The sequence below is a fragment of the Aquirufa originis genome, from assembly GCF_042714495.1.
GTDB classification, from domain to species: Bacteria; Bacteroidota; Bacteroidia; order Cytophagales; family Spirosomataceae; genus Aquirufa; species Aquirufa originis.
Genome location: NZ_JBBKXY010000003.1, coordinates 48,687 through 68,260 on the forward strand (window position 1 = coordinate 48,687; position 19,574 = coordinate 68,260).

General features: G+C 44.5%; 16 protein-coding genes and 1 riboswitch. Of the genes, 8 read left to right on the plus strand and 8 right to left on the minus strand.

The features are described 5' to 3' along the window. From trpA to SKC35_RS08580, 4 genes are all read left to right on the plus strand, one after another. Complete coding sequence (gene trpA, locus SKC35_RS08565; protein ID WP_377978988.1) at positions 1-780, plus strand: tryptophan synthase subunit alpha; 780 nt, start codon at positions 1-3, stop codon at positions 778-780. Between the two features lie 112 nt (positions 781-892). Next, a complete protein-coding gene (gene rplS / locus SKC35_RS08570; RefSeq protein ID WP_130894795.1) occupies positions 893-1,246 on the plus strand; it encodes a 50S ribosomal protein L19 in 354 nt (117 codons plus the stop codon). Positions 1,247-1,361: 115 nt separating this feature from the next. Next, positions 1,362-2,513, plus strand: coding sequence for a Gfo/Idh/MocA family protein (locus SKC35_RS08575; protein ID WP_223131017.1), 1,152 nt, complete (start codon positions 1,362-1,364; stop codon positions 2,511-2,513). Beyond that, the gene (locus SKC35_RS08580; protein ID WP_377978989.1) at positions 2,510-3,886 is read left to right on the plus strand and encodes a Gfo/Idh/MocA family protein; all 1,377 of its coding nucleotides are present in this window, start codon (positions 2,510-2,512) and stop codon (positions 3,884-3,886) included. The genes SKC35_RS08575 and SKC35_RS08580 overlap by 4 nt, the downstream gene beginning before the upstream one ends. Here SKC35_RS08580 and SKC35_RS08585 read toward each other — a convergent pair. Both SKC35_RS08585 and fusA read right to left on the minus strand, forming a co-directional pair. Further along, positions 3,883-4,593 carry an ABC transporter ATP-binding protein gene (locus SKC35_RS08585; protein WP_377978990.1) on the minus strand — a complete coding sequence of 237 codons (711 nt, stop codon included), beginning with the start codon at positions 4,591-4,593 and terminating at the stop codon, positions 3,883-3,885. The genes SKC35_RS08580 and SKC35_RS08585 overlap by 4 nt on opposite strands. 167 nt (positions 4,594-4,760) lie before the next feature. Next, positions 4,761-6,854 carry an elongation factor G gene (gene fusA, locus SKC35_RS08590; protein WP_377978991.1) on the minus strand — a complete coding sequence of 698 codons (2,094 nt, stop codon included), beginning with the start codon at positions 6,852-6,854 and terminating at the stop codon, positions 4,761-4,763. Between the two features lie 147 nt (positions 6,855-7,001). On the opposite strand from fusA, the gene SKC35_RS08595 reads away from it, so the two are divergent. Continuing rightward, a complete protein-coding gene (locus SKC35_RS08595) occupies positions 7,002-7,670 on the plus strand; it encodes a ComF family protein (protein ID WP_377978992.1) in 669 nt (222 codons plus the stop codon). A gap of 9 nt (positions 7,671-7,679) precedes the next feature. Here SKC35_RS08595 and gldJ read toward each other — a convergent pair whose 3' ends face one another. Both gldJ and mfd read right to left on the minus strand, forming a co-directional pair. Then, complete coding sequence (gene gldJ, locus SKC35_RS08600) at positions 7,680-8,879, minus strand: gliding motility lipoprotein GldJ (protein ID WP_377978993.1); 1,200 nt, start codon at positions 8,877-8,879, stop codon at positions 7,680-7,682. A gap of 41 nt (positions 8,880-8,920) precedes the next feature. After that, complete coding sequence (gene mfd / locus SKC35_RS08605; protein ID WP_377978994.1) at positions 8,921-12,265, minus strand: transcription-repair coupling factor; 3,345 nt, start codon at positions 12,263-12,265, stop codon at positions 8,921-8,923. A 67-nt stretch (positions 12,266-12,332) separates the two neighbouring features. Continuing rightward, a riboswitch (TPP riboswitch) is annotated at positions 12,333-12,427 on the plus strand. Positions 12,428-12,520: 93 nt separating this feature from the next. On the opposite strand from mfd, the gene SKC35_RS08610 reads away from it, so the two are divergent. After that, on the plus strand, positions 12,521-14,890 hold the full coding sequence (locus SKC35_RS08610; protein ID WP_377978995.1) for a TonB-dependent receptor: 2,370 nt from the start codon (positions 12,521-12,523) through the stop codon (positions 14,888-14,890). Positions 14,891-14,928: 38 nt separating this feature from the next. Here SKC35_RS08610 and SKC35_RS08615 read toward each other — a convergent pair whose 3' ends face one another. Continuing rightward, positions 14,929-15,666, minus strand: a complete 738-nt coding sequence (locus SKC35_RS08615; protein ID WP_377978996.1) for a glycosyltransferase family 2 protein — start codon at positions 15,664-15,666, stop codon at positions 14,929-14,931. A gap of 52 nt (positions 15,667-15,718) precedes the next feature. Here SKC35_RS08615 and SKC35_RS08620 point away from each other — a divergent pair, with 52 nt between their 5' ends. Next, positions 15,719-16,774: a TerC/Alx family metal homeostasis membrane protein gene (locus SKC35_RS08620; protein WP_377979467.1), complete on the plus strand. Its 1,056-nt coding sequence runs from the start codon at positions 15,719-15,721 to the stop codon at positions 16,772-16,774. Here SKC35_RS08620 and SKC35_RS08625 read toward each other — a convergent pair. Then, on the minus strand, positions 16,771-17,640 hold the full coding sequence (locus SKC35_RS08625) for an AraC family transcriptional regulator (protein WP_377978997.1): 870 nt from the start codon (positions 17,638-17,640) through the stop codon (positions 16,771-16,773). The genes SKC35_RS08620 and SKC35_RS08625 overlap by 4 nt on opposite strands. A 114-nt stretch (positions 17,641-17,754) precedes the next feature. On the opposite strand from SKC35_RS08625, the gene SKC35_RS08630 reads away from it, so the two are divergent. Then, the gene (locus tag SKC35_RS08630; protein WP_377978998.1) at positions 17,755-18,549 is read left to right on the plus strand and encodes a phytanoyl-CoA dioxygenase family protein; all 795 of its coding nucleotides are present in this window, start codon (positions 17,755-17,757) and stop codon (positions 18,547-18,549) included. Here SKC35_RS08630 and SKC35_RS08635 read toward each other — a convergent pair. Together SKC35_RS08635 and SKC35_RS08640 are read right to left on the minus strand one after the other, a co-directional pair. After that, complete coding sequence (locus SKC35_RS08635) at positions 18,536-18,673, minus strand: hypothetical protein (protein WP_377978999.1); 138 nt, start codon at positions 18,671-18,673, stop codon at positions 18,536-18,538. The two genes, SKC35_RS08630 and SKC35_RS08635, sit on opposite strands and share 14 nt — an antisense overlap. Beyond that, positions 18,673-19,509, minus strand: a complete 837-nt coding sequence (locus SKC35_RS08640; protein WP_377979000.1) for a dienelactone hydrolase family protein — start codon at positions 19,507-19,509, stop codon at positions 18,673-18,675. The genes SKC35_RS08635 and SKC35_RS08640 overlap by 1 nt, the downstream gene beginning before the upstream one ends. Positions 19,510-19,574 lie beyond the last annotated feature (65 nt).

The following is a 19,574-nucleotide window of genomic DNA, read 5'->3' on the forward strand; positions in this document are numbered from 1 at the left end:
ATGAACAGAATTTCAGCCCTTTTTGCTTCAGCGACTGAACCCATTTTGAATGTGTATACGACGGCTGGTTTTCCTCGTTTGGAGGATACGATGACGGTATTGAACGCGCTTCAAGCAGGAGGCGTCGATATCATTGAGGTGGGAATGCCTTATTCTGACCCAGTGGCCGATGGGGAAACGATACAGCTTTCGAATCAAGCTGCATTAGAGCAAGGAATGAGTGTGGCACATCTTTTCGAGCAATTGAAGGATATGCGTAAAAGCATTACGGTTCCCGTTCTTTTGATGGGTTATATCAATCCCGTTTTGCAATATGGCGTGGAGGCTTTCTGCGCGAAATGTGCGGAAGTAGGCGTGGATGGATTGATTTTGCCAGATCTACCAATGGTGGAATACGAGGCGTCTTACCGCGAAATTTTTGAAAAATACGGTTTGTTCAATATTCTGTTAATTACCCCACAAACGAACGACGAGCGCATTCGCCACATCGATTCAGTCTCGAGGGGATTCATTTATATGGTCTCTTCTGCGAGCACGACGGGGGCCAAAACCGGTATCTCTGCTGATCAAGAGCTTTATTTCTCCCGAATTGCTGCGATGAATTTACAGAATCCACGTTTGATTGGTTTTGGGATTTCGGACCACGAGAGCTTTGTGAAAGCATCAAAGAACGCCTCTGGGGCTATTATTGGTAGTGCTTTTGTCAAGATGATCGCGCAGGCGAAAGACCTTAGTGCTGAGATCGTTGCCTTTGTGCAGTCGATTAAAGGTAAAAACTAGGCAAATGTTTTTGGAAAGAAATATTTTTCCTATCTTTGCAACCCCAATCAGACGATCTTATGCACAAGTGGGCCGCTAAGCGCTGATTATCATCAAATAAAAATTAGTTCAGATGAGCGATTTAATTAAATTCGTAGAGCAAGAAAACGCAGCACGTAGAGGAGAACACCCTGAATTCGCTGCAGGAGACACCGTTAACGTACACGTGAAAATTCGTGAAGGTAACAAGGAGCGTATCCAGGTTTTCCAAGGTTTAGTTATTCAACGTAAAAATTCTGGTGCTGGTGAGTCTTTCACAGTTCGTAAGATCTCTAACGGTATCGGTGTTGAGCGTATTTTCCCAATCTTGTCACCAAACATCGACAAAATTGAAGTATTACGTCGTGGTAAAGTACGTCGTGCACGTTTATACTACATGCGTGGTAAGCAAGGAAAAGCGGCTCGTGTTAAAGAAAAGAAAAAATAGGTTTGAGATTTTTTATATAAAAGAGAGCTGCTCAGAAATGAGCAGCTTTTTTTATGGCCATATGTCAGTAATCTCAGCTAGAATTTTACTTTTGTAGGTAAATAAACCTATTGAAATGAAAACTAATGCTTCGAATCGCCGCGAATTCTTGCACAATGCAAGTATGCTAGGCGGTATGGCCTTTTTGCCAAGTTCATTAAAAGATGCCACTAAAACTTTTGCACCCGCTACACCGGAACGCATCATTGCACCCCGATTGAAATTTGGGGTGGTGGGAATTAACCATGGACATATCTATTCCATGGCGAACTCCATCATTCGGGGCGGCGGGGAGTTTGTCTCTTACTATGCGAAGGAGCCCGATTTAATCAAAGATTTTGCGAAACGTTACCCCCAAGCCAAACTGGTGAAGAGTGAGGCGGAGGTATTGGAAGACCCATCTATCAAATTAGTGCTTAGCTCTATTACGCCTAATGAACGCGCCCCATTAGGAATACGTGTGATGCAGCATGGGAAAGATTACATGGTAGATAAGCCAGGAATCATTAGTTTGGAGCAATTAGCAGAGGTTCGTAAGGTTCAACAAGAAACGAAGCGAATCTATTCGATTTCATTCAGTGAGCGTTTTGAAAACAAAGCAACCGAACTTGCGAGCCAATTAGTGGCCTCTGGAAAAATCGGTAAAGTGATGCAAACCTTAGGAACAGGACCTCATAGAATGAGTGTCAATTCCCGTCCTGACTGGTTTTTTGATACGAAATATTACGGAGGAATTATCACGGATATTGCTTCCCACCAGGTAGATCAATTCTTACATTTTACGGGTTCGACGCAAGGAGAAGTAGTTGCTTCCCAAATCGCCAATCACCACCACCCTCAATATCCTAAATTCCAAGACTTTGGAGATTTGATGCTTAGAAGCAATAAAGGATCTGGCTATATTCGGGTAGACTGGTTTACGCCTGACGGGTTAAATACCTGGGGAGATGGAAGGTTGACCATTCTAGGAACTGATGGTTATATGGAAGTACGGAAAAATACAGACATAGCCTCTCCACATGGAACAGGAAGCCATTTGTATGTGGTGACGAATAAAGAAACGGTATATATCGATTGCAAGGATGTTAACTTGCCACATGGGGAATTACTCGTGAATGATGTATTAAATAGGACCGAAACGGCGATGACCCAAGCGCATTGTTTCTTGTCTACGGAATTAGCCTTAATTGCTCAAAAAAATGCAACTAACATATCGATCAAAGCATGAAACGGAGAAAATTCATCAATAATTTAGCCCTAGGTGCCGTAGGAACATTCGGTTTTCCTACCATCGTTCCAGCGAACGTGTTAGGAGGAAAAGACGCCCCTAGTAATAAAATAAACATCGCCCAAATCGGCTGCGGACGCATCGCGCGCACCCATGATTTGCCTGGTACTTGGAAACACGACAAGGCGCGTATCATGGCCGTTTGCGATTTAGATCGCCACCGTACCGAGGAGACGAAGCAATTAGTTGAGGAATTCTACACGAAGAAAACGGGTCAGTCGAATTACATCGATGTGAAGATGTACGATGACTACCGCGAGATGCTATTGAACAAGGACATTGATGCGGTAATGATTAGTACGCCGGATTTTTGGCATGCACAACCAGCCATGGAAGCGGCCCTAGCGGGGAAAGATATTTACTTGCAAAAGCCCACTTCTTTGACGATTCACGAAGGTCGTCAATTAGCTAACGTGATTAAGAAAACAGGTCGAATTCTGCAAGTGGGAACGCAACAGCGCTCCACGTCTCAGTTTAGAATTGCCGCCGAATTAGTGCGCAATGGTCGCATCGGTAAATTACATACCGTTAAAATCGGTTTGCCAGGGGATCCATCTGGACCTCCAGCGCCAGCGATGCCAGTGCCGAAAGGTTTCAATTTTGATATGTGGTTAGGCTCTACGCCTGAAATGGCTTACACAGAGATCGCCGTTCATCCTCAAAAGGGATATGATCGCCCGGGTTGGTTGCGTATGGAGCAATTTGGAGCGGGTATGATTACGGGTTGGGGTCAGCACCACTACGATTCCGCTGCCTGGGGAATGGATACTGAATTAACAGGTCCTATCTCAGTAGAAGCAGTGGCGGAGTTCCCGAAGTCAGGATTATGGAATGTACACGGGGACTTTATGTCGAAAGCAGAATATGCAAATGGCATCACGATGTACACTTCAGGAGGATATCAAAACGGTATTCGCTACGAAGGATCTGAAGGTTGGATTTTTGTTTCGCGCGGCGATTATGCAGCAACACCTAGTGATCCAACGGCGAAAGTGCGTTCGAAAGCCTTAGATGCGTCTAATCCGAAGATATTAGAGTCCGTAATTGGGCCAAATGAGATTCATCTGTACAATTCTGATGATCAACACGGGAACTGGTTAGATTGTATCGAGTCACGTAAGGAGCCGATTTCTCCGATTGAGATAGGTCACCGCGCTTGTACGGTTTGTTTGATCACGCACGTAGCGATGAAAATTCCACGCAAATTGCAATGGGATCCTACGCAGGAACACTTTGTGAATGATGCGGAAGCCAATACGTGGTTGCGTAGAGCACAACGGGCACCTTACGGAACGGATCGGATTAAGTTTTAGATTTTTTCGACCTTTCTGACGTTTTTGTTGATGGTGTCAGATTCTACGACGCCATCACGTAAACGGATGATGCGGTGGGCATACTGGGCAATATCGTCTTCGTGGGTAACCATGACGATGGTATTGCCTTTTTTGTGCAATTGATCGAATAGGTCCATGATCTCATACGAGGTTTTGGTATCTAAGTTACCGGTAGGCTCATCGGCTAATAAGATGGACGGATCATTGACTAAAGCACGAGCCACGGCAACACGCTGTCTTTGACCTCCTGAAAGCTCGTTCGGCTTATGCAAGGCGCGGTTGTCTAGGCCTACCCCTTTCAAGGTTTTCATGGCAATCTCTGTGCGTTCTTTCTTCGTATAACCTGCATAGATTAAAGGCAAGGCTACGTTTTCGAGTGCTGATTGGCGGGGGAGGAGGTTGAACGTTTGGAAAACAAAACCGATTTCCTTGTTTCTTACCGCCGCTAATTCATTTTCTGACATCTCAGATACATCTTGTCCATTCAAGATATATTTGCCCGTAGTAGGCGTATCTAAGCAGCCTACGATGTTCATTAAAGTTGATTTACCAGAGCCTGATGGACCCATGAAAGCGACATATTCTCCCTTGTTAACGGAGATGGTAACGTCTTTTAAAGCGTCAATCACTTCTTCGCCCATCACGTATCGTTTAGAAATGGACTGGGTCTCGATAATTTTAGTCATAGCAATCAAATTAATGAACTCAAAAATACATCCATTCTAGGAAACAATTCTTCTTTTTAGACAAAAGATAACGGGAGAGGATGAGTTGAGCGTGGGAAGGATGAGAGGTTTTGGCATAAAAAAAGCCCGAACAAATCGCTCGGGCTTTTCTCTATCTTCAAAGAATCTTACAATCCTTTTGCTTTCTTAACTACTTCGTCAGCGATGTTTTGCGGAACGAATTCGTAGTGAGAGAACGTTAACGATGCTGTTGCACGTCCTGAAGACATCGTACGTAAATCTGTTACGTAACCGAATAATTCAGAAAGAGGCACATCAGCCTTCAAGATAACAGCTCCTTGACGAGAATCCATACCTTTCATGATACCACGACGACGGTTTAAGTCACCTGTGATAGGTCCAGTATATTCGTCTGGAGTAACTACGTCTACAGCCATGATAGGTTCCATTAACTTAGCACCCGCTTGTTTTGCTGATTCTTTGTAACCCATACGAGCTGCTAATTCAAATGATAATGAATCTGAATCGACATCATGGTATGAACCGTGGAATAAACGCACTTTCATTGAATCCATTGGGTATCCAGCCAAAGCACCATTTTTCATTGCTTCTTCGAAACCTTTTTGAACGGCAGGGATAAATTCACGAGGAATTACACCACCCACGATATTGTTAACAAATTCTAAACCTGGTTTGTCATCTTCTCTTGGTCCGATTTCAAATACGATATCAGCAAACTTACCACGACCACCTGATTGTTTCTTGTAAACCTCACGGTGTTCTGTTGTCTTAGTTAAAGACTCTTTGTAAGCTACTTGAGGAGCACCTTGGTTTACTTCTACCTTGAACTCACGACGCATACGGTCGATGATGATCTCTAAGTGAAGCTCACCCATACCCTTGATGATCGTTTGGCCAGTCTCTTCGTTTGATTCAACTTGTAACGTAGGATCTTCTTCGATCAACTTCGTGATCGCTTTAGAGAAGTTATCTGCATCAGCCGTTTTCTTAGGCTCGATAGCATATCCGATAACTGGCTCTGGGAAGTCCATTGCTTCTAAAATGATTGGGTGTTTCTCATCAGAAAGAGTATCTCCTGTCTTGATGTCTTTGAAACCTACTACCGCACCGATATCACCAGCACCTAAACGCTCGATGGCGTTTTGCTTGTTCGCGTGCATTTGGAAGATACGAGAGATACGCTCCTTATTTCCTGAACGGTTGTTCAATACATAAGAACCTGAATCTAATCCACCTGAATACGCACGGATGAAACATAAACGACCTACGTAAGGGTCCGTTGCAATTTTAAAGGCCAAAGCCGCGAAAGGCTCAGACTCGCTTGGCTTGCGCATGATCTCTTCGCCCGTATCTGGGTGAGTTCCTTTAACGCCTTCTTTGTCCATCGGAGATGGTAAGATAGCCATTACATAATCCAACATCGTTTGAACACCTTTGTTTTTGAAAGATGAACCACAAAGCATTGGAACAATTTTCATAGAGATCGTCGCTGCACGTAAAGCGGCTAAGATTTCATCTTCTGTGATTGATGTAGGATCTTCGAAGTATTTCTCCATCAAAGTCTCGTCAAACTCAGCTACTGCTTCTAATAATTTCTCACGGTATTCAGTCGCCTCTTCTAACATATCATCTGGGATAGGTACCTCAGTGAATGTCATTCCTTTATCTGCCTCGTTCCATTTAATACCACGGAAGTTAACTAAGTCAACTACCCCTTCGAAACCTTCTTCAGCTCCGATAGGCAATTGCAATGGCACTGCATAGCTACCTAACATTTCTTTCACTTGCTTACACACGTTTAAGAAATCAGCGCCTGAACGGTCCATTTTGTTTACGAAACCGATACGTGCTACGTTGTAGTTATCTGCTAAGCGCCAGTTTGTTTCTGATTGAGGCTCAACACCATCTACTGCAGAGAATAAAAATACTAGACCATCTAATACACGTAATGAACGGTTTACCTCTACTGTAAAGTCAACGTGACCTGGAGTATCGATAATGTTGATGTGGTAATCTTGATCGCGGTATTTCCAACCTACTGTCGTTGCAGCCGAAGTGATCGTGATACCACGCTCTTGCTCTTGCTCCATCCAGTCCATTGTTGCCGCACCATCGTGTACCTCACCAATTTTGTGGGAAACCCCTGCATAATACAGGATACGTTCCGTAGTGGTGGTTTTACCCGCATCAATGTGCGCAGCAATACCGATGTTTCTAGTGAATTTTAAATCGCGTGCCATTTTAAAAGGTTAATTATGAAATGATTTTTTTAATCCGTTTGTGAATCGTTTGCTAATTATCAAGTACTTGGACAACATTCTCGTTCGAGTACTTGTTTAGGGGTGCAAAATTACTGAAACTTAGTTAAATACAAAAGTTTTTTCAAAATGATTAACGCCTTTTTACAATTACTTTATCCCAAATGTTGTTTTGCTTGCGATCAGGTGCTTATTCGATCTGAAAATTGGATCTGTACCCGCTGTCGATTCGAACTACCTAGCCCCGGATTATTCCTAGAACAGCCTAATTGGATCTCGCACAAGCTCGACGGATTGATTGACTATGATCGCGTGCACGCCTATTATGTGTTTTCGGAGGGAGGAAAGGTGCAACATTTATTACACCAGATTAAGTACAAAGGGCAGGAAGGCTTAGGCGAGTATTTAGGATCTTGTGTAGGGCGATCATTTTCTGTGACCGACTACGATATACTGATTCCGATGCCATTGCATCCATCTCGACTAAAGGAACGAGGTTATAATCAAGCTGCTTGTGTGGCAAAGGGGATTGCGCGGGCATCGGGTATTCCCATTTCTGAAACACATTTACTGAGGACGAAACAGGTTACTTCGTTGATCGGGTTAAATCGTGCGGAACGCTATAAAACCTTAGAGGAAGTATTTGAAGTGATGCGACCGGGCGAACTGGACGGACTGAGAATTTTGCTAGTGGATGATACGCTGACGACGGGCGCGACCTTTTTAGCGGCAGGGGCTAAAATAAAAGCAGCCAGCACGGGGAAATTGTCTTTCCTGGCGCTGGCTGCTTTAAAGTGAGTTGTTATCCTATCGCTTCGTTGGTTTTCCTGGAGCGAACATCGCGCAACGGAAACCGATCGTAGACGAAGAGGCGTCCTTATCTAAATAACGACGCGTACCTGGAGACAACCAATAAGGTCCATCTGCCCAAGAGCCGCCTTTGTAGACTTTGGCATTATCATTAATTAAGGAATTACCCTTGTCATATAATTTCGCTGGATCTTGTGCTTCACTACGACGCGCAGGGTTCAAATCATTCGCATCATCTAAAGTCAAGGGACGGTAGGTGTCCATCGTCCATTCGTTCACGTTTCCAGCCATATTATACAGACCGAAATCATTCGCAGGATACGAGTAAACCTCCGCAGTAATCATAGCGCCGTCATTTGAACGACCCGCTAGACCTGAATAATCACCCCGTCCACGCTTGTAATTCGCTAACATTTGGCCACGCGTTCTACCAAAAGGCTGGCGCATCGATGGCCCATCCCAAGGGTAAATACGTTGATTTTCTTGATTTTCATCCTCCTGCTGCGTACCGATCATCGCTTTCGCCGCATATTCCCATTCTGCTTCGGTAGGCAGACGGTATTCCGGTAAGATCAAACCAGATTCCATGTTAGCAATCGGATTCTTACGATTTCTTGGTTTTCCTTTCGGGAATGCCACATTTTTATTGACAACTGCCGTTCTCCAAGCAGAATAATCATTCGCTTGTTTCCAGGTTACACCAACCACTGGGTACATACGGAAACCCGGATGGCGGAAATAATGCGTTACATACGGATCATTGAAAGCTAATTCGTCTAACCAAACTGTCGTATCAGGTAATGCTGCTGTATAGGCATTAAGGGTTGAATCACGCTTGATAGCGTCTAAATACTCTAAATAATGCAAGTTCGAGATCTCCGTTTCATCCATGTAAAAGGATTGAATCGTGACCGTACGCTGGCGGTTGTCGTTGCGCTTCATCACATCTTCCTCGCCACCACCTAGGGTAACGCGACCTCCTTCAATGAAGACCAAATTAGGCCCTACGATAGGTCCTTTATAGGATTTGTTGACTTGGAATCCGCCTTTTTTGTTGTTGTAGGCCAAACCCGTTACAGTGGATTTCTTACCCACTTTAAGACTGTTTGGATTACCGTTCTTTAGTCCACTTGGGCAAGAAGTGAGTAAAAACACACAGCTAAGCACTCCTAGGATTAATCTTAATTTCGTACTCATTTATATTCCTTTAATATAGAATCAATTAACAAAGGTATTAATTACCCTAAAATATCCACTAAAATAGTATTTAATTCTTGAATACTACTCACCTTGTCGATTTGGAGAATCATTTTTCCTGCTTTTTCTCTTAATTGGCATTGCCCCTTTTTGTTATTGACAAACGAAATAACCTTTATAATGAGACTTTGGTCGAGCGGTCGAGCGGACTCCGATGAAACGAAATGGAACTTCAGGTTATTGTTTTTTAAGAGGATTTTTTCAATTCCCAACAATTGAGCCTTCCAGCGACACTTCACTAATTCAATCATATCTTGAACTTCGTTCGGTAAATCGCCGAAGCGGTCTTTAATCTCTTTGATAAAGACTGCCAACGTTTCGTCGTCCTCGATTTCGTCCAAACGGGTGTAGAGGGCGAGGCGTTCGGAGATGCTTTGGACATATTCCTCAGGAATCAAAACGCGCAGATCGGTTTCGATCGTGCAGTCCACTTTGAGCATTTCTGCCACCTGTTCTAAATCGACTTCGAATAGTTTTCTGAACTCGTTTTCCTTCAATTCCTGCACCGCCTCATCTAGAATTTTATGGTACATATCATATCCCAAATCATTGATAAAGCCACTTTGCTCCGCACCTAACAAGTTTCCGGCACCGCGAATATCCAAGTCGCGCATCGCCACTTTGATGCCATCGCCCAAATCCGAGAATTCCTCAAGCGCACTCAAACGCTTGCGCGCATCGCTGGTTAAATTCGCTAAAGACGGCGTGGCTAAATAACAATAGGCCTTTTTATTGGATCGACCTACGCGACCTCGCATTTGGTGCAGGTCTGAAAGCCCAAAGTTATTGGCATTTAAAATGAAGATCGTATTCGCATTCGGAATGTCAAGTCCGGATTCAATGATGTTTGTCGCAACAAGTACGTCGTAGTGGCCTTCGATGAAGCCCATCATGATTTTTTCGAGCTGGTCGCCCTCCATTTGGCCGTGTGCGACGGCGATTTTAGCATCTGGAACTAAACGCAAAATGCGGTTCGCAATGCTTTCCAGTTCTCCAATACGGTTGTAGACCACGAAGACTTGGCCTCCACGACTAATTTCTTCTCTTACTCCATCACGCAAGATTTCGTCAGACAAGACAACTAATTTCGTTTCAACCGGCTGGCGGTTGGGCGGAGGTGTGGCGATGATACTTAAATCCCGCGCTCCCATTAGAGAGAAATGGAGTGTTCTAGGAATAGGAGTGGCTGTCAAAGTCAACACATCCACATCTACCCGCATTTCTTTCAAACGGTCTTTTACTTTCACCCCAAACTTCTGTTCCTCATCGATAATCATCAAGCCCAATTGCTTGAAATGCACGTCCTTATTTACGAGACGGTGTGTTCCGATCAAAATATCGGTTTCGCCACTCGCCACGCGGGCTAGAGTTTCGTTGATTTGTTTGGTTGATTTGAAGCGGTTTACGTATTCCACTTTGCAGGGAAACGCGGCTAAACGGTCGTGGAAGGTGCGGTAATGTTGCATCGCTAATACCGTTGTGGGCACGAGGACGGCCACTTGTTTCGAATCTGCTACGGCCTTGAAGGCGGCGCGAATCGCGATTTCCGTCTTCCCAAAACCCACATCTCCACACACCAACCGATCCATCGGATGCGGTTTCTCCATATCCGCTTTCACGTCAATCGTTGCTTTCGCTTGATCCGGCGTATCCTCATATAAGAACGAGGATTCTAGCTCGGCTTGTAAATAAGTGTCTGGGGAGAAGGCGAAGCCTGGCGCGTTTTTGCGTTTGGCATAAAGGGAAATGAGCTCTTTAGCAATATCCTTCACCTGCTTCTTCACCCGAGATTTTTTGTTATCCCAATCCGGTGAACCTAGTTTCGACATCGAGGGAGGTGCTCCTTCTTTGCCGGAATATTTCGAAATTTTATGCAGAGAATGAATCGAGACTGATAAAACGTCGTCATCGCGGTAAATCAGGCGAATGACCTCTTGCTCTCCGTTCGCAGTTTCGACTAGATTCAATCCGGCAAAACGACCAATCCCGTAATCGATGTGCGTGACAAAATCACCCACTTGTAAAGACCTCAGTTCCTTTAGGGTTAAGGCCTTGTTCTTCGAGAACTTATTCTTTTCCTTATAGCGGTGGTAGCGCTCAAACAGCTGGTGGTCCGGGTAAAAGGCCACCTTGGTTTGCTCGTCCACAAAACCTTCGCGAAGCGAAATTTGCAAGGGCTTGAACTGAATACTCGTGTTGATTTCGTTAAAAATCACCTCGAGCCGTTCTAATTGCCGCGGGGATTCTGAACTGATGATATTGTGAAAACCATGGGTTTGGTTGTCCAATAGAGTTGTAGCTAAGCGCTCGAAGTCCTTTTGGAAGGCGCCAGGATTCTTAGCTGGAAACACGATCGTTTCCGAGTTTTTCAAGTGTGACCGCTTGCCATATTCGATGCAGGCGAAGCCTTGCAAGGATTTTCTACTGGTTTTTGCGGTCTCCCAACGTTCCTCTGGTTTGTTTAATAGATTGATATCTGAGGACGAATTGACCTCGTAGACCATTGTTCCTTTTTCGAAATTTTCCGTTAACACATCGCTTAGGATGCTCAGGTCTTTGATCCAGATCTTCGTGTTTTCTGGTAAGAACGTGAAAAAGGATTCTCGCGTCTCCTGGATCAGTTTTGTTTGCACATCGGGGATGAGGTGCATCGCAGAAACGGATTGAATGGAAAGCTGGGTTTCTGGGTGGAACGTACGAATACTGTCTACTTCATCTCCGAAGAAATCGAGGCGGTAAGGATATTCCGCCGCGTACGAGAAGACGTCTAAAATACCTCCGCGAACGGAATATTGTCCCGCTTCGTAGACGAAATCCGTTCGTTCGAAATCATATTCGTTCAGCGTTTCGGCTACGAAATTGCGATCTATTTTATCTCCTACCCGGATGGATAAGGTGTTTTTGACCAAAGACTTTCGATTAATCACCTTCTCGGTCATCGCCGCCGGATAGGAAACGATGGCGAGACTTTGGCCCGAATAATTACTTAAAATATTGAGTACTTCCGCGCGTAAAAGGACATTCGCATTGTCCACTTCTTCCCATTCGTAGGGTTTCTTGTGGGACATCGGAAACAAGATGACAGCCGTGTCGCCTATGAGGGCCTGCAGGTCGTTGTAGACGTATTGTGCCTCTTCCTTTTCTTCACAGATGATGAGGAAAGGTTGCTTCTCTTTTAGAAAGGCAGACATCAAAACGGTGTCGAGGGAGCCGCAAAGGCCTTTTAGGTGGATGGATTCGCCCGGTTTGGACGTAGTTATCTTGTCAGAAATGCTTTGGACAATTCCGTCGCTCTGGTAGATACTGAGAAATTCTTTGACGATCATACGTGCAAAAATTCCCTACAAAATTTACGTAGGGCTTGCAAAGGTAGGAAATTTTGTATCTTTGTGCATCTACAAAAAGGGGTGCCCGTAAAAAAGGCTGAGATTATACCCATTGAACCTGATGCGGGTAGTGCCGTCGAAGGGGTTTTGTCGAGTTTTTAGCGCTGAAAACTCAAAAAAATCATCAATGTAAGGGTTAAAAAGTTAAATCATAACAGGATTTGGCTCCTTTACCTGTTGCTAAAATTCAAAAAAATGAAAAAGGCAACAACGCTTATTATTACGCTTATTTTGTGTGTGCAAGTTCTTTGGGCTCAAAAAATCCAAGGAATCGTCTTCGATCAAGAAACGAAAGCTCCATTATGGGGTGCCTCCGTTTCAGTGAAAGGAAGTCAGAAAGGAAACGTGACGGATGCGAAAGGGCATTTCAATTTAATCGTCTCCTCTGAGGCCGTTTTAGTCGTGCGCTTTGTCGGCTATGAGCCAGTTGAAATCGTCGCAGCGCAAGCCAATCAAATCGCGCTGAAAAAATCCAATTTCTTGCAAGATGAAGTCGTGGTTCGTGCGACGCGGGCGGATGAAAATTCGGCGATGGCTTATTCGAATGTATCGGCTGCCGAACTAGGAAAAAGTAATCTAGGCCAGGATATGCCTCAACTACTCAATTTCACGCCTTCCGTTGTTACTACTTCAGATGCTGGAGCTAGCGTGGGTTATACAGGAATTCGTATTCGTGGTTCTGATGCAACCCGTGTGAATGTGACCGTGAATGGTATTCCGATAAATGACTCGGAATCGCAGGGTACTTTTTGGGTGAATATGCCCGACTTTGCGAGTTCGGTGAATTCAGTCCAAATCCAACGCGGAGTGGGAACCTCGACGAACGGAGCGGGTGCTTTTGGGGGTTCAGTGAACATGCAAACGAACAGCTATGAACCTAAGGCTTATGGCGAAGTGAATGCGTCAAGCGGATCTTTTGGGACGTTGAAAACAACCATCAAAGCAGGTTCCGGTCTTTTAGGTGGAAAATTTACCATCGATGGTCGTTTGTCTCGCATCGTTTCGGATGGTTACATCGATCGCGCTTCGTCTAATTTGCAATCGGCCTATGTTTCTGCTGGGTATTTTGGCACAAAAAGTTTCATCCGTTTAAACTACTTTACCGGCAAAGAAAAGACGTATCAGTCTTGGTATGGAACGCCTGAAAGTCGCATCAACGGCTCCGTATCAGGTATGCAAGAGTATATCGATCGGAATTATTTAACCGCAGCGGAGGCAGATAATTTGTTAAAAAGTGGTCGTACCTATAATTATTATACGTTTGATAATCAGACGGATAATTATGCCCAAGATCACGTGCAATTCATTACAAATCACCGCTTGTCGGAGGTTTGGAATCTGGATTTAAATGCCCATTATACGTATGGTCGTGGGTATTATGAGGAATACAAGCCCGATGCAGATATGTTGAATTATGGCGTTACGTCGATTGTGACTGCGAATGTGATTCGCCGCAAATGGCTAGACAATGACTTTTACGGTTCGACGTTTGCCTTACATTACACAGGTTCGCAGAAATTCAAATTCACTTTTGGAGGGGCATGGAATCGCTACATCGGTCGTCATTATGGAGTATTAGTAGATCCATTGCCTGGAGTCGAATGGTACCGCAGTCGCTCGCAAAAAACGGATATGACACTTTATGCAAAAACGAATGTGGTTCTATCTGACCGCTGGAATGCCTATCTGGATTTACAATACCGCACGGTAGGTCATGTGATGCAGGGGACGGCGGATAAGTTTTTAGTGTTAGCGAATGACAAAAGCTATTCCTTCTTTAACCCCAAATTCGGTCTAACGCACCAGATCTCCGATCAATCAAAAATTTACGCCTCAGTTTCGGCGGGTGCCAAAGAGCCGAGTCGTCAGGATTTTGTGGACAACCCTTTAACAGCACCTCGTCCAGAATACGTGCAGGATTATGAACTAGGTTACCAGCGTAGCGGTGCGAAATACGGTTTTCAATTGAATGGCTATTTCATGGATTACCAAGATCAACTCGTTTTAACGGGCGCGGTAAATGCGGTGGGTGAGGCGATTCGCACAAATGCGGCGTCGAGTTACCGTTTGGGTGTCGAGGCGGTGTTGAATTACCAGCTTTCGAAGCGCTTATTTTGGAATGGCAATTTGACGTTAAGCCAAAACCGTATCCGCAATTTCCAAGAGAAAATGACTGACTACGATACCTATGATCAGGTGGTGATTAATCACGGAAATACCGATATCGCCTATTCTCCGTCCGTTATCGCAGGAAATACGCTGACCTATTCCGTAGGCGCTTTCGAAGCGAGTTTGTTGAGCAAATATGTGGGGAAACAATACTTGGACAATACATCGAATGAAGGGCGCTCCTTAAAAGCCTACTCGACACAAGATATTCGATTGAAATATACGATGAAGAAAGGCCCGGCCTTTACGCTATTGCTGAACAATGTATTAAACGAGCTATACTCTTCGAATGGGTACACGTACTCGTACCGTTATGGGGGAGCGACGACGACCGAGAATTTCTATTATCCGCAAGCCGGATTTAATTTCTTGCTGGGAGCAAGTATCCGATTCTAAATGAAAAAGCCTCAGACCGTAAAATCTGAGGCTTTTTTTTAGTTCATTAAATCCCATTTCCATCCCCACTTCGCGAGGCGGTAACGGACAGAATACCAAAGAACGCCTAAACCATAGATGGAACTGCGTTTGAAATTAATGGATGAAGCTTCGTCAAAATACTTCGTAGGGCAAGTAACTTCACCTACCTCAAAACCTTTCCAGAAAAGTTGCAAGACCATCTGGTTATCGAAGATGAAATCATCGTCGCATTTTGTGAATTTCACGGCCTCCAAAGCTTCTTTCGAAAACGCCCGGTATCCCGTGTGGTATTCCGAAAGCTTTTGGTCGATCATGATATTCTGGAACAAGGTCAACAGACGATTCGCAATGTATTTGTAAATGGGCATGCCTCCCTTTAATGCGCCTTTTCCTAAAATTCGAGAGGCAAAAACCACTGGATACAAGCCATTCCCAATGATCGAAATCATTGCTTTTAACAACATAGGCGTGTATTGGTAATCAGGGTGTAACATAATGACGATATCACCGCCCAGCTCTAAAGCTTTGGTATAACAAGTCTTTTGATTCCCTCCATAACCCAAGTTTTTATCGTGTCTGATCACGTGCTTGATGCCTACCGCTTTCGCCACTTCTACCGTATTATCAGGGCTGTGGTCATCGACTAAAATCACCTCGTCCACCCAATCGTGCGGGATTTCATGGTATGTTTTTTCCAGGGTTAGCGCTGCCTTGTAAGCGGGCATAACGACAATGACCTTTTTGCCTTCGTACATATTTTTTCTAAGCTATTTTTGCGACCTTTGTGCGGCCAAAGTGTAAAATTAAATATTTATGAGCGAAACGCTATTTTTTCTTCTTTTTTCGGTGGGTGTGATGGCCGTGATGTTGATTGACTTAGGAGTATTCAAGAAGGATACGGCGGCGGAAGTCACGTTTAAGGAAGCCGGTTTTTGGACCGGGATGTGGGTGTTATTAGCGATCGCGTTCTATATTTTCTTAGGGTATAACGGGGCGATGGTCCACGGGATAACGGATATGGCGAGCTTAAAAGCCGTTCAGCAAGCCTATGCTTCGCACATCGATTTAGGGAATGGCTCATTTTCAGAAGCCTTAGCGATTTTTCAGAATAACCTTTCATTGGAATTTATTACGGGCTATTTAGTCGAATATTCGCTGTCAGCGGATAATGTTTTTGTGTTCATTTTGATCTTTAATTCTTTTGGAGTCCAAAAGCGTTACTACAAGAAAATCCTCGTTTGGGGGATCTTGGGCGCGATTGTTTTGCGCTTGATTTTTATCTTCTTGGGCGCGGCTTTATTGCAGAAATTCGATTGGATTATTTACGTTTTTGGGGCGTTTTTAGTGTATACAGGGGTGAAAATTCTTTTCTCTTCTGGAGAGGAAGAGCACATCGAACCGGGTGAACATCCGGTTGTAAAGATCTTGTCGAAGTATTTTAATGTGTATAAGCGTAATGTGATTGGGCGATTCTTTGTGCGCATGAAGACAGGGAAATTATTTATGACTCCCATTTTTGTGATCGTGGTTGTCATTGCCTTTACCGATATTTTATTTGCAGTGGATTCTATTCCAGCGATTTTCTCGATCTCGAAAGATCCCTATATCGTCTTCTTTTCTAATGTTTTTGCCGTGATGGGACTTCGTTCCCTTTTCTTTTTTCTCTCTAGTTTAATGGGCTTGTTCCGTTTCTTGCCTATGGGTTTGGGCGTTTTATTGAGCTTCGTGGGAGGCAAAATGTTAGCGCATTCGAAGCTGGAAGAATGGGGTTTTGGGACGCTATCTTCCTTAGGGGTGATCATTGGAATCTTGACGATCAGTATTCTGTTGAGTGTTTTATTTCCTGCGAAAAAGGAGGCTTAATGCCATTCGTTCACCATTTTACGGTATTGCAGTGGAGGCGTATTCATCCAGGCTTTGAACTGCTTATTAAAATGGGAAATGTTGCCAAAACCGCTCTCAAAGCACACCTCAATCATCGGTTTATTCGTCGTACGCAATAAAGTGCAAGCATGTTTCACCCGAAACTCTGTCACTAATTCGACGAAGGTTTTGTTCGTCACTTTCTTGAAATACCGGCAGAAAGCCGTTTCGGTCATATTGGCTAAATGCGCCACCTCGTCTAAATGCACTTCTTGCGTATAATTCGCGATGACATACGCATATACCCGATTGATCCGCTCAAGATCCCCTTCCGCGATCGCATAATTTCCTTCTGTTGTATCGATGGCCTGCACATCCGCGGTGGAAATTCCGATGGTATGTAGGATTTGTAAGAAGGCCAAAAGTCGTGGAAACGGCGCCATCTCTGCCAGAGCCAGCATATTTCGCGCAATCTTATCTTGCGTAGGTCCCACGATGGAGAATCCCGTTTTCGCTTTTTCGAACAAATTTTTCAAGCCGGCACAGGCTTCATGGCTGAGAAATTCCTCTCCCAGAAAATCTTTCCTAAAGTGGATAACCAAAGCCTGCGCCCCTTCCGGATCTGGATCTGCTAAAAGCCAATCTTTCTGGTGGTTCTGCCAGCAATGGGGTAGGTTTTCGCCTAGTAAAACGAGATCGCCCGGTCTAAAATCCGTAATCTGGTTTCCAATGAAACGCTTGCCTTCGCCTGCAATAATGAGCGTTAATTCTAATTCGGGGTGGAAATGGTACGGTGCGTCAAAACGGGACTGTTTCACATGTTTGATTTGAAATCCAGAGGTGAGGTGTTCGCGCTGTGCTTTCATTTAATTTTAGCCTTTCGGAGTGTGGGGATTCGTAAAAAGGTAAAATTGCATCTTTTTTGGCCAAAATAAAGGTAGCCCGCTAAAATATTTTCCGAAATCTTTGCAAGAAAAAAGATGCTAAACCAACCCTTTTCTGTCTCGCCTGAGCAAAGAGCCTATTTCACTGCGAATGGCCACGCCTACATTCCTGGATTAATCTCTGCCGCTGAATTACAGCCCTATCGTCAGGCGATTTTGGACTGGGCAGCTGATTTTAGGGCGCAGCAAAAGCCGATGGAAGAACGTGATACGTACGGAAAGGCCTTTTTGCAGATGATGAATTTGTGGGAGAGTTCTGAAACAGTGAAGGAGTTCACGCTGGCAAAACGTTTCGCCTCAGTCGCAGCTCAATTATTAGGAGTTCAACAGGTCCGTTTGTACCACGATCAAGCCTTGTTCAAAGAACCCGGCGGCGGCCATACCCCTTGGCATCAGGATCAATACTATTGGCCTTTAGATACGCCTAAAACGGTGACGATGTGGATGCCTTTGGTGGATATCGAAGAGGGAATGGGAATGCTTACATTTGCCTCGAAATCATCCGGAGCTGACTTGCCGCGCCTACAAATCTCCGATGAGTCAGAGGTGCTGATAGGGGATTATGTGGCTAAACAAGGATACGCTATTGTGGCCCAAAAATACATGAAAGCGGGTGATGCCACCTTTCATTTAGGCTGGACATTGCATAATGCCCCTGGAAATGAATCGACTAAGATGAGAGAAGTAATGACCATCATCTATATGGACGCGGAGGCACGGGTGATGGAACCGCAAAATCCGAACCAAGAGGCAGATCGCCAACGGTGGTTGCAAGGTTTAGCTCCAGGATCGCCCGCAGCTTCTGCCCTAAATCCCCTTATCGGAGATTAGGACAGTCGCAGGCATTTTTCTTAAATAAGGACCATTTTTTCTTGTATGGTTTCGCCTGATAGCGACGGCTCGCGCAGGATCCGGCTAACATCGAAACACACAATAATAGGATCAGATAGCGCATTATTTTAAACGAGCTTTGAAGTAATTAATGGCCATTCCCCAAGCCTCTTCCGTAGCGGCTTTGTCATAAGCGGGGTTAGATGGATTTGCGAAAGCGTGTTCTGCATCAAAGATTTTAGTTTGAATACCTTTTCCAGCTGTCTTCATATTCGCTTCGAATTCTTTCACCACGGTAGGGTTAATCCATTGTTCTTTACCCGCGAAAAGGCCTAAAACGTCTGTGTTTAATAAACGTAATTGATCCACTTCTTTCACCGGCATACCGTAATACATGACACAAGCAGCGGCTTGTTTGCCCGCTAAGATGGAAGCTTTTAACGATAAAGATCCGCCAAAACACCAGCCCACCGTAGCGATCTTCGCTTTCGGTCCAGCAAAGGCAATGGCGCCTTTAATGATTGCTTCTAAGCGAGCTGGATTAGCACCGCCCATATATTTAGCGGCATCTTCGCGGGTTGTAGCCACTTTTCCGTCATACATATCCACTGCTAAGACATTTACGTTGCCTAAAGTGCTGTAGAAATGCTCTGCTTCTCTTTTGATGTGGTCGTTTAATCCCCACCATTCTTGGAAAACAAGGAGTGTGTATTCGGTTGGTTTGTCTGCTGGGATGTAGAAACCTTTGGCCATCTGATCATCCGGCGTCTTGAATTCGACCATCACGCCACCTGCTTTACTCACGTGGTGATAAGGCTTAGGTAGTGCGTGAGATTTAATAAAGGTCTTATTAGAGGCCAAAAGCTGCATTCCATCCTTCTTTACGAAGCAGCAAGAGACCTGAGAATAAGCGAAAAACGAGGCGAAAACGAGCGCCAAGGTTGCGATATATTTTTTCATAGCTTGATTTGATAAATTTTTTCTTAAATGTAGCCGAAAATTTCTGTTTTGCCCTAACTTTGTCC